Source organism: Streptococcus infantis, assembly GCF_019929575.1.
Lineage (GTDB): Bacteria > Bacillota > Bacilli > Lactobacillales > Streptococcaceae > Streptococcus > Streptococcus infantis_L.
On record NZ_JAHZPU010000003.1, the window covers coordinates 22,194 to 34,120 of the forward strand.

The 11,927-nt window shown below is 41.9% G+C and carries 6 protein-coding genes; 4 read left to right on the top strand and 2 right to left on the bottom strand.

Translation table 11 applies throughout. The features are described 5' to 3' along the window. The first annotated feature begins 60 nt into the window (after window positions 1–60). Both K1I67_RS01975 and polA read left to right on the top strand, forming a co-directional pair. On the top strand, window positions 61–1,194 hold the full coding sequence (locus K1I67_RS01975) for an N-acetylmuramoyl-L-alanine amidase family protein (protein WP_223338561.1): 1,134 nt from the start codon (window positions 61–63) through the stop codon (window positions 1,192–1,194). Between the two features lie 64 nt (window positions 1,195–1,258). Further along, the gene (polA, locus tag K1I67_RS01980; RefSeq protein WP_223338562.1) at window positions 1,259–3,892 is read left to right on the top strand and encodes a DNA polymerase I; all 2,634 of its coding nucleotides are present in this window, start codon (window positions 1,259–1,261) and stop codon (window positions 3,890–3,892) included. A 116-nt stretch (window positions 3,893–4,008) separates the two neighbouring features. On the opposite strand, the gene K1I67_RS01985 is transcribed toward polA, so the two are convergent. Together K1I67_RS01985 and K1I67_RS01990 are read right to left on the bottom strand one after the other, a co-directional pair. Next, window positions 4,009–5,457 (bottom strand): APC family permease, encoded by a 1,449-nt coding sequence (locus tag K1I67_RS01985; RefSeq protein ID WP_223140384.1) that lies wholly within the window; start codon window positions 5,455–5,457, stop codon window positions 4,009–4,011. A gap of 207 nt (window positions 5,458–5,664) precedes the next feature. Further along, window positions 5,665–7,749 (bottom strand): GH92 family glycosyl hydrolase, encoded by a 2,085-nt coding sequence (locus K1I67_RS01990; RefSeq protein ID WP_223338563.1) that lies wholly within the window; start codon window positions 7,747–7,749, stop codon window positions 5,665–5,667. Window positions 7,750–7,921: 172 nt separating this feature from the next. On the opposite strand from K1I67_RS01990, the gene K1I67_RS01995 reads away from it, so the two are divergent. Continuing rightward, a complete protein-coding gene (locus K1I67_RS01995; protein ID WP_223338564.1) occupies window positions 7,922–9,202 on the top strand; it encodes a glycoside hydrolase family 125 protein in 1,281 nt (426 codons plus the stop codon). A 76-nt stretch (window positions 9,203–9,278) separates the two neighbouring features. Continuing rightward, complete coding sequence (locus K1I67_RS02000; RefSeq protein WP_223338565.1) at window positions 9,279–11,924, top strand: alpha-mannosidase; 2,646 nt, start codon at window positions 9,279–9,281, stop codon at window positions 11,922–11,924. Window positions 11,925–11,927 lie beyond the last annotated feature (3 nt).

Genomic DNA, 11,927 nt, shown 5'->3' on the forward strand with positions numbered 1-11,927 from the left:
TTCTTTCGAATGATATAGATGAGGTCAACCTCAAAAATCTAATTATTTGAAGGAGAATGAATGACATTTACTAAAGCAGGACATAAAAAGGGAACTTTTCTCAGAAAGACAGCTGTAGGATCAGCTTCACTATTACTAGCAGGAGCTTTTTTGTTTGGTGGAGGAACTGTTCATGCCAACCAGGCAAACAATGGATCACTGGCACGAGGAGATGATTATCCCTATTATTATAAAAATGGAAGTCAAAAAATTGATAAGTGGCGCATGTACTCAGGACAGTGTACCTCTTTTGCTGCTTTTCGTTTAAGTAGCGTCAATGGTTTTGAGCTACCAGCTGCTTATGGGAATGCCAATCAATGGGGTTATCGAGCCCAAAAAGAAGGCTATCGTGTGGACCAGCAACCAGCAATTGGTGCGATTGCTTGGAGTACAAGAGGGCAATATGGTCACGTAGCTTGGGTATCTAACGTGATTGGAGACATGATTGAAATTGAGGAGTACAATTACGATTATACAGAAACGTATCATCGTAGAATTGTAAAAGCGAGTTCTATGACTGGTTTTATTCATTTTAAAGATGTTGGGAATGCTAGTGTAGGGCATCATCAGTCTCTACTAGCTTCTAGTGGGACACATTACTTTACGGAAAAAGCAGCTATTATGGATCAGCCGACACTGACAGCTACTATTATTGAATACTATGAACCTGGACAGAGTGTTCATTATGATCAAACCTTTGAAAAAGAAGGATATAAATGGATTAGTTATATTTCACGAAGTGGAAACAGACGCTATATCCCCTTAACTAAAACAAGTAGTTCTAAAAATGGTTGGGAAAAAGAGGGAACAAGTTGGTATTACTATGACAATGGTCAAAAAGCAGTCGGTTGGAAGAAGATTAATGGGAACTGGTATCATTTGCAAGCTGATGGTAGAATGACGACAGGCTGGTTAAAAGAAGGTTCGAATTGGTATTATCTGAAGTCATCTGGTGAAATGCAGACAGGTTGGCTGAAGGATAAAGGTATTTGGTATTATCTGGAAAGTTCTGGAGCTATGAAAACCAGTCAGTGGTTCCAGGTTTCAGGAAAACATTACTATGTAAATGCATCTGGAGAATTGGCAGTAAATACTACTATCGATGGATTTCAAGTTGATGCTGATGGAGTTCGAGTAGAAAACCCAGCCTCATAAGTGTTATTCAGCATTTGGGCTCTTCCTAATGGTATTTTTCTCTGCTTTCCTTTATAATGGATGTATGGACAAGAAAAAATTATTACTAATTGACGGCTCTTCAGTTGCTTTCCGAGCATTTTTTGCACTTTACCAGCAACTGGATCGTTTTAAAAATGACAATGGACTACATACCAATGCAATCTATGGATTTCATTTGATGCTAAATCACCTGTTGGAGCGTGTTCAACCGAGTCATATCTTGGTTGCTTTTGATGCGGGTAAAACGACTTTCCGTACAGAGATGTATGCTGATTATAAGGGTGGTCGTGCTAAGACTCCGGATGAGTTTCGCGAGCAATTTCCTTTTATTCGTGAGTTGCTAGATCATCTTGGGATTCGTCATTATGAGTTAGCCCAGTATGAGGCGGATGATATCATAGGGACTCTGGGTCGTTTGGCTGAAAAGGATTCATTTGACGTAACTATCGTCAGTGGAGACAAGGACTTGATCCAGTTGACAGATGAACATACAGTGGTTGAGATTTCTAAGAAAGGTGTAGCTGAGTTTGAGGCATTTACACCAGAATATCTCATGGAAAAGATGGGCATCACACCAACTCAGTTCATTGATCTTAAAGCCCTCATGGGAGATAAGGCGGATAATATCCCTGGCGTAACCAAGATTGGTGAAAAGACGGGTATCAAGCTCTTGTTAGAACATGGCTCGCTCGAAGGTATTTATGAAAATATCGATGGGATGAAGGCTTCTAAGATGAAGGAAAATCTCATTAACGACAAGGAACAAGCTTTCCTATCTAAAACACTGGCTACCATCGACACGAAAGCGCCGATTGAGATTGGACTGGATGATTTGGTTTATAGCGGACCAAATGTGGAAAGCTTAGGTAAATTCTACGATGAGATGGGCTTCAAACAACTCAAGCAGGCTTTAAATGTATCATCAGCTGATGTGGCTGAGAGTTTGGACTTTACTATGGTTGACAAATTCAGTCAAGATATGCTAAGTGCGGACTCCATCTTCCACTTTGAACTCTTTGGAGAAAACTACCATACAGATGACTTGATTGGCTTTGCTTGGTCGTGCGGAGACAAACTCTATGCTACAGATAAGCTGGAACTTCTGCAGGAGCCGATTCTTAAGGATTTTCTAGAAAAAACAGCTCTGAAAGTGTATGATTTTAAGAAAGCAAAAGTTCTCTTAAATCGCTTTGGTTTGAATTTGCAGGCTCCTGCTTTTGACAGTCGTTTGGCCAAATACCTTCTCTCTACTGTCGAGAATAATGAAATTTCAACTATTGCTAGTCTCTATGGTCAAACTTACCTAGTCGATGATGAAACCTTCTATGGTAAGGGTGTCAAGAAAGCTATTCCTGAGCGAGAGAAATTCTTGGAACACTTAGCTCGTAAGGTTGCTGTATTGGTTGAGACAGAGCCTGTTTTACTTGACAAGTTAAGTGAGAATGGGCAACTAGACCTTCTCTATGGAATGGAGCAGCCTCTGGCCTTTGTTCTTGCTAAGATGGAAATCGCTGGAATCAAGGTCAAAAAAGAAACCTTGCTTGAAATGCAGGCTGAAAATGAGCTTGTTATTGAAAAGCTGACGCAAGAGATTTATGACCTAGCTGGTGAGGAATTTAATATCAACTCGCCTAAACAACTTGGCGAATTGCTTTTTGAAAAGCTAGGTCTCCCTCTCGAATATACCAAGAAGACCAAGACAGGTTACTCGACAGCCGTGGATGTATTGGAGCGTCTAGCTCCTATTGCACCAATCGTCAAGAAAATTCTCGATTACCGTCAGATTGCTAAGATTCAATCCACTTATGTGATTGGTTTGCAGGACTGGATTTTAGCTGATGGCAAGATTCACACGCGCTATGTGCAAGATTTGACTCAGACAGGTCGTCTGTCTAGTGTCGATCCAAACTTGCAAAATATTCCTGTGCGTTTGGAGCAAGGTCGTCTCATTCGTAAGGCTTTCGTGCCAGAGTGGGAGGACAGTGTCCTTCTCAGCTCGGACTATTCACAGATTGAGTTGCGCGTTTTGGCGCATATCTCTAAGGATGAGCACTTAATTAAGGCCTTCCAAGAAGGAGCTGATATCCATACCTCGACAGCCATGCGTGTCTTTGGAATTGAACGTCCTGAGGATGTGACTCCGAATGACCGTCGTAATGCCAAGGCGGTTAACTTTGGAGTGGTTTACGGGATTTCAGACTTTGGCTTGTCTAATAATCTGGGCATCAGCCGTAAGGAAGCAAAAGCCTATATTGATACTTACTTTGAACGCTTCCCAGGTATTAAAAACTACATGGATGAAGTGGTGCGTGAAGCGCGTGATAAAGGTTATGTAGAGACCCTCTTCAAACGTCGCCGTGAGTTGCCAGACATCAATTCACGTAACTTTAACATTCGTGGTTTTGCAGAACGTACAGCGATCAATTCCCCTATCCAAGGTTCAGCAGCAGATATTCTCAAAATCGCTATGATTCAGCTGGATAAAGCCTTGGTTGCAGGTGGTTATCAGACTAAGATGCTTCTACAAGTACACGATGAAATCGTTCTTGAAGTGCCTAAGTCGGAATTAGCTGCTATTAAAAAACTTGTCAAACAAACCATGGAAGATGCCATTCAACTCAGTGTGCCCCTCATTGCTGATGAAAATGAAGGCGTAACTTGGTATGAGGCCAAGTAAAAAATAGACTATTGAACAAAAAGAAATCCCCTTGAACAGTAACGTTCAAGGGGATTTTTGCTGAAAAAATTTTTGTAAGCAAAGATAAAAGCGATTTTATCCAGCTAGTAGTAGACTTACTTGATTTGTTTCTTTTGTTCTTTTTTGGCAAGTACTGGTAGAATCACACCTAATCCAATCAGAATAATTGGGGTTAAGATGTTTGTAAGAAGAGAGAATTGCCAAGCAGTTGGATTCTCAGCGTAGTTAATTTTTGGAACCATACCAAGGATACAAGCAAAGGCAGTAAAGAGGAAGCACCAAGTACCGATAATAAAGCCAAGCTTAGGATTGTTCACAAACTTGTATTCGGCATTTTTGTATGTTTTCCAAGCACGGTTGAGCATCATATAGGCAAGGAATACCCAGAGATAACGCATTGGCATTACGATCGAATTGAGGTTGGTCATCCATTTTACAAGTCCGTCAATTTCCTGAATACCAAAAATTGGGAGTATGATGATAAGACTAACGAGGACGCCTGTAAGGAGGTAACCGTTAATGAGGACACCTTTCTCAGTACGTTTACGAAGCCAGCTTGGGATATAGTTCTCATCAGCATTATTGAGAAGGATTTGTAATGGTGCATCAATAGAGAAGGCAAGTGCTGCGATTTGTCCGACCATGTTTGTAAGAGCGTAGATTACGACAAAGAGGTTTCCAACTCCCCAAGAATTTCCTAACATTTGGAAGGCTTGATAAGCACCATTACGCATGAGGTCTTCAGGGATATTATTGCCATCAAATAGCATTCCCATGGCAACTGATCCGAGGATAGCAGAGAGCCCCACCATGATGGCCATGACAATCATACCTTTTGGAAATTCTTTTGCAGGGTTGCGAGTTTGATTAACATAAGGGGAAATTTTTTCACAACCACCAACGGCAAAGACTAGTAGTGAAATCGTTGTAAAATAAGAAAAATCAAAGTTTGGAATGTAGGTGCTCAGTTGATCCATGTGCGGTGTCGCAAACTGAATATCTGGCTTGATGAAAGGCAGACCGACAGCCAAAAGCACAAAGAGTAAAGACATAATCAACATAGCACTTCCTGCCAAGCTACCAATGACTTTTAGAGTTGCCAATCCCTTTGTAGAAAGGTAGAGGAAAAGTCCAAAGATTAGCAAGCAGAGAATAACGATCCAGTGGATGTCGATTTGTTTAAGGAATTGTCCGTTACCTTGCAAAGCCCATCCAAGTGGAATCAGAATTCCTTGAGGTTTTTGTGCGAGATAAGGGATATGCACAACCCAGTAGGTCCAAGCAGCAAAGTAGGCTAGACGTTTGGTTGATGTTTTTTCAACCCAGTCACTAACACCGCTTCCGCTTTCCTTAAAGGTAGAACCAAGTTGTCCAACGATGAGGGAATAAGGGATGAAGTAGAGTGCGAGGATCAAAATCCAAGATACGACGACTGAAATTCCCTGTTGAGAATAGTTGTTGACGACGTTTCCTAGCCCCCAAACCATATTGAAAGCGATTAGAGAAACCATCAGCCAATTAAGTTGGTGTTGATCTTTTTTCATAATGTCTCCTTTTCTGATAATTTCAGTATATCATGTTTTTTTGAAAGCGCCTAACAAAATTTGAAATTTCCTATAAAAAATGTAGGGGGAATTTATCAGATGGAGTTTGTACTTGAGTAAAAGTTATACACAATCTGTGGATAACTTTGTGGAGGATTTGGTATAAATCAGAAAATCCCCTTGTACATGACAAAGGGATTTGAACTATTAGTGATTTGGTAACCAGCTGAGTGTAAAGTTGAGATTTTGGGCGTTTAGCAAATCCTGGTGACCAATACTCTGAACTTCTTTTCCGTCAAGATGACAGTCTTGTACAAAGTGGAAGTGTTCATGATTTTGCTGAGTACGAACATCCAACCACTGGTTTTTTTCTGTCAGATAGACACGAAGGTGATCAAAGAGCGGAATTCCAAGATCATAGCTTGCTTTTCCTGGGCAGGTTGGGTAAAGTCCGATAGCAGCCCAGACATACCAAGCAGAGAGGCTTCCGTTATCCTCATCACCTGGATAGGCATCCCAGCTAGCTCGGAAGGCTTTTTGACGGAGGGTCTTGATTAAGAGACTGGTATATTGGGGATAATTACTGTAGCGGAACAGATAAGGGATGTGGAAACTTGGTTGGTTTGAAATGGCTAGTTGCCCAAATGGCGCTGTTGCCATTTCACTCATCTCATGAATTTCATATCCATAACCCGTCGTTTCAAAGAGTGGGAGACTTTGACAAGCTTTCAAAAGATAGTTGCTAAAGGCTTCTTTCCCACCCATTAGCTGGCTCAGTCCAGAAATATTATGCAAGACACCGAGACTGGCTTGGATGGCTGAACACTCAGCATAATCACGGCCCCAACTATAAGGAGAAAAGTCAGGACGGAAGTTGCCATCTACATCACGCGCCCTCATGTATCCTGTCTCAGAGTCAAAGAGGTTTTGATAATTCTTAGCATATTGGGAATAGGTTTGGGCTAGCTCTTCTTGACCTAATTTTGCTGCGCAAGTAGAGATGCAAAAATCACTGTAGGCATAGTCTAGCGTGTGGCTGACACTTTCATGATAGTCTGTGGATAGGTAGCCTAGCTCTTGGTATTGGGCCAGACCGTGTCGTCCATTGATAGCTTTTGGATCTGCCTTGGTCGCAGTTTCAAGCATAGCTTTGAGAAATTCTTCTTCAAGATCAGGCGCCATATCTTTACAAGCACTATCTGCAATAAGACCATCGATCAAAGTACCAGGCATCATGCCTCGTTCGTCAGGCGCCAGCCATTTAGGGAGATACCCAGTATCTCGATAGCTATTAAGGAAGCCCTCAAGAAATTGGCGATAGTATTCCGGAATAATCAAGGCAAAGAGTGGGAAAGAAGTGCGGAAGGTATCCCAAAAACCATTGTTGGTAAAGAGAAGACCTGGTTTAATTGTTCCTGAAGCAAGGTCTATATGAATCTCTTCTCCCTGTTCACTCACTTCATAAAAGGTTTGCGGGAAGAGAAAGAGTCTATAAAGACAGTGATCAAAAAATGTTCGGTCTACAGAGCCAGTTTCCACGACATCAAAACGGCCTAGAAGGTCTTCCCAACTTGCTTTGGCCTCTGACTTCGTTTCTTCAAAGTCTTTTCTAGGCAGATTAAAGAGGGCATGTTCTTTAGAAATAAAAGAAGTAGCCAGTTGAACTTGAGCTTCTGCTCCAGCCAAGTCGATACGCCAGTCTTGCCCCACTTGATTGATAGATAGAATATCCGTAGAGAATGCGAGAGCAGTAAACATGACGAGGGGACTTTTGTTGGTTTCGGTTAATCCGCTTTGACCAAGGCTGACAGTACGCTCATCTACTTGTTCTAATGATAAATCATCAGCTGCATGCAGATAGAGTGAGAGCTTCTTGCCTTGTATCTGTCTTAGTTGAATAGAAGCCCCATAGCAAGTAGGTGTGAGTTGGGTTTCAATCTGATAACGCTCAGAAAAAATTCTGAGATAATGGGGATTGAAAATAGCACGTTCAAGATTATAAGAAGATTGACGATGAAAGAGAGTGTTACCCTTGATTTTTCCTGTAACTGGAGTCAGTAAGAGCCAGGAGTAATCGCCAATCCAAGGGCTAGGCTGATGGGTTAGTCGAACACCCTGAAATATGGAAAGATGGGGATCAAAAAACCAAGACCCTTCCTGGTCACTAGTTTGTGAAACAAAGTAATTCATCCCAAAAGGGACTCCAGTGTATGGTAGTGTATTGCCTCGTGAAAATGCATGTTTACTGGCTGTTCCAAAACGCGTATCTATGGTTTCAAGTATAGGCTTCATAGCGATTTCCTTCTGTAGTTTTCTACATTATATCAGAAAAAGGATACTTTTAGAAAATGACTTCAAAATATAACAATTTTGTAGAAAAATGACTAACATTTGTGTATATATTTTCTGGACTAAAAGCTATATACTGAAAATGAAAATTTGTTTGAAAGAGGCAAAATAGTTTATGGTTTATTCTAAAGAAATCGTCAGAGAGTGGCTAGATGAGGTAGCGGAGAGAGCCAAGGAACATCCAGAATGGGTAGATGTCTTTGAGCGTTGCTATACAGACACTTTAGACAATACAGTTGAAATCTTAGAAGATGGCTCGACTTTTGTACTAACTGGGGATATCCCAGCTATGTGGCTTCGTGATTCAACTGCTCAGCTTAGACCATACCTTCATGTGGCAAAAAGAGATCCTCGTTTACGTCAGACCATTGCAGGTTTGGTCAAACGTCAGATGGCCTTGATTCTCAAGGATCCCTATGCCAACTCTTTCAATATTGAGGAGAACTGGAAGGGTCACCACGAAACAGACCATACAGATCTCAATGGCTGGATTTGGGAACGCAAGTATGAAGTAGATTCGCTTTGTTATCCATTGCAGTTAGCTTATCTCCTTTGGAAAGAAACTGGTGAGACTAGCCAATTTGATGAAACTTTTGTCACAGCGACCAAGGAGATCCTTCATCTCTGGACGGTGGAGCAAGATCACAATAACTCACCATACCGTTTCGTCCGTGATACCGATCGTAAGGAAGATACCTTGATAAATGACGGTTTTGGACCTAACTTTGCCGTGACAGGAATGACCTGGTCAGCCTTCCGTCCAAGCGATGACTGCTGTCAGTATAGCTACTTGATCCCATCAAATATGTTTGCAGTCGTTGTCTTAGGTTATGTCCAAGAAATCTTTGCAGAATTGAATCTAGACGATAGTGAGAGCATTATTGCTGATGCCAAACATCTCCAAGCTGAGATTCAAGAAGGGATCGAAAATTATGCCTACACCACCAACAGTAAGGGTGAGAAGATCTATGCCTTTGAAGTAGACGGTCTAGGAAATACTAGCATCATGGATGACCCAAACGTGCCAAGTCTATTGGCTGCGCCATACCTTGGTTACTGCGATGTGAACGATGAAGTCTATCAAGCAACTCGTCGCACCATTCTCAGTCCGGAAAATCCTTACTTCTACCAAGGAGAATACGCTAGCGGTCTCGGAAGCTCTCATACCTTCTATCGTTATATCTGGCCGATTGCCCTATCAATTCAAGGCTTAACAGCTACAGATAAAGCTGAGAAAAAATTCTTGCTAGACCAACTAGTTGCTTGTGATGGAGGTACGGGGGTTATGCACGAAAGCTTCCACGTGGATGATCCGACTCTCTACTCTCGTGAATGGTTCTCATGGGCCAACATGATGTTCTGCGAATTGGTCTTGGATTACCTAGATATTCGCTAATGAGCCTTAGCTCAATAGGTTCTTGCAAAGAATCACAAATCTATTTTTAAATTTAAGTTAGAATGAGGTTTTACTCATGGAAAATGTTGTTGTACATATTATTTCTCACAGTCACTGGGATCGTGAGTGGTATCTACCTTTTGAAAGTCACCGTATGCAATTGGTGGAACTTTTTGATGATCTTTTTGATCTTTTTGAAAATGATCCTGAGTTCAAGAGCTTCCACTTGGATGGACAAACCATTGTTCTCGATGACTATTTAGAAATTCGCCCTGAAAACCGTGACAAGGTGCAGCGTTATATCGACGAAGACAAATTGAAGATTGGGCCTTTCTATATCTTGCAGGATGATTACTTGATTTCCAGTGAAGCTAACGTCCGCAATACTTTGATTGGACAAGCGGAATGTGCTAAATGGGGCAAATCTACTCAAATTGGTTACTTCCCTGATACCTTTGGAAATATGGGGCAGGCTCCTCAAATCCTTCAAAAATCAGGGATTCACGTCGCAGCCTTTGGTCGCGGTGTCAAGCCAATCGGATTTGACAATCAAGTCCTTGAAGATGAACAGTTCACCTCTCAATTTTCTGAAATGTACTGGCAGGGGGCTGATGGTAGCCGTGTGCTTGGTATTCTCTTTGCTAACTGGTACAGTAATGGGAATGAAATTCCAGTGGATAAAGATGAAGCTTTGGCTTTCTGGAAACAAAAATTGGCAGATGTTCGTGATTATGCATCGACCAACCAATGGTTGATGATGAACGGCTGTGACCACCAACCTGTTCAGAGAAATATTACTGAAGCGATTCGTGTGGCAAACGAACTCTTTCCAGACGTAACCTTTATTCATAGCTCCTTTGACGAATATGTCCAAGCAGTGGAAAGTGCACTTCCTGAACAATTATCAACGGTTACGGGGGAATTGACCAGTCAGGAAACCGATGGCTGGTACACCCTTGCCAATACCTCTTCTTCACGTGTTTACCTCAAACAAGCCTTCCAAGAAAATAGCAACTTGTTAGAGCAGGTCGTGGAACCATTAACCATTATCACTGGTGGACACAACCACAAGGATCAATTGACCTATGCTTGGAAAGTACTTCTGCAAAATGCACCGCACGATAGTATCTGTGGTTGTAGTATTGACGAAGTTCACCGTGAAATGGAAACTCGTTTTGCAAAGGTTAATCAAGTCGGGAATTTTGTTAAGACTAATCTTCTGAATGAATGGAAAGCTAAACTTGCGACTCAGAAAGCTCAGGGGGAGCACCTCTTTACGGTTATTAACACGGGCTTGCATAGCAAGGTGGACACTGTCAGCACGATTGTCGACGTAGCGGTTTGTCCATTTAAGGAATTGCACCCGACAGAGGGCTTCAAGAAAATGGCATCCTTGACCTTGCCAGAGTATCACGTTGAAGATTTGGATGGTCATGTCATTGAAGCCAAGATTGAAGACTTGGGAGCAAGTTTTGGCTATACTTTGCCTAAGGATAAATTCCGTCAGCCTTATATCTCTCGTCAAGTGCGTGTGACAATTCCAATTCACCTTGCACCACTTTCTTGGGCAAGTTTCCAATTAGTGGAAGGGGTAGCAGAACACAGCGACGGCATCTTCCAAAATGGAGTCATTGATACACCATTCGTGACTCTTAGTGTAGACGAAGGAATCACAGTCTACGACAAGACTACAAATGAAGCTTACGAGGACTTTATCCAATTTGAGGACCGTGGTGATATCGGGAATGAGTACATTTACTTCCAACCAAAAGGAACTGAGCCAATTTTTGCTCAACTGAAAGGTTATGAAGTTCTGGAAAATAATTCTCGCTATGCTAAGGTTTTACTCAAACACGACTTGACCATTCCAGTTAGCGCAGATGAAAAATTGGATGCTGAACAAAGAGGCGTTATTGAGTTCATGAAACGAGATGCAGGACGTTCAGAAGAATTGACAACTATTCCTCTTGAAACTGAGATGACTGTCTTTGTGGATAATCCACAGATTCGCTTCAAGACTCGCTTTACCAATACAGCCAAAGACCACCGCATTCGTCTCTTGGTCAAAACTCATAACACACGCCCAAGTAATGATTCTGAAAGCATCTATGAAGTTGTGACAAGACCAAATAAACCGGCGGCTTCTTGGGAAAATCCTGAAAATCCACAACACCAACAAGCCTTTGTCAGCTTGTATGATGATGTTAAAGGAGTGACAGTTTCTAATAAAGGATTGAACGAATACGAAATCCTAGGAGACGACACAATAGCTGTAACACTTCTTCGTGCTTCAGGGGAACTCGGTGACTGGGGCTACTTCCCAACACCAGAAGCACAATGCTTGCGCGATATCGAAGTTGAGTTTGCAGTAGAATGCCATCAGGCTCAGGATCGTTTCTCAGCCTTCCGTCGTGCCAAAGCCTTCCAAGTGCCATTTACAGCTCTTCAGGTTGCAAAACAAGAAGGTAGCGTTGCAGCAACGGGTAGTCTCTTCAACCATCCAGCATTGAACTTGCCACAAGTTTGTCCAACAGCATTTAAGGTAGCTGAAAATGAAGAAGGTTACGTCCTTCGTTACTACAATATGAGCCAAGAAAATGTTCGTGTGTCTGACAAACAACAAACCATTCTTGACTTATTGGAACGACCATATCCAGTTCATTCAGGACTATTGGCGCCACAAGAAATTCGTACAGAATTGATCAAAAAAGAAGAAATCTAATTT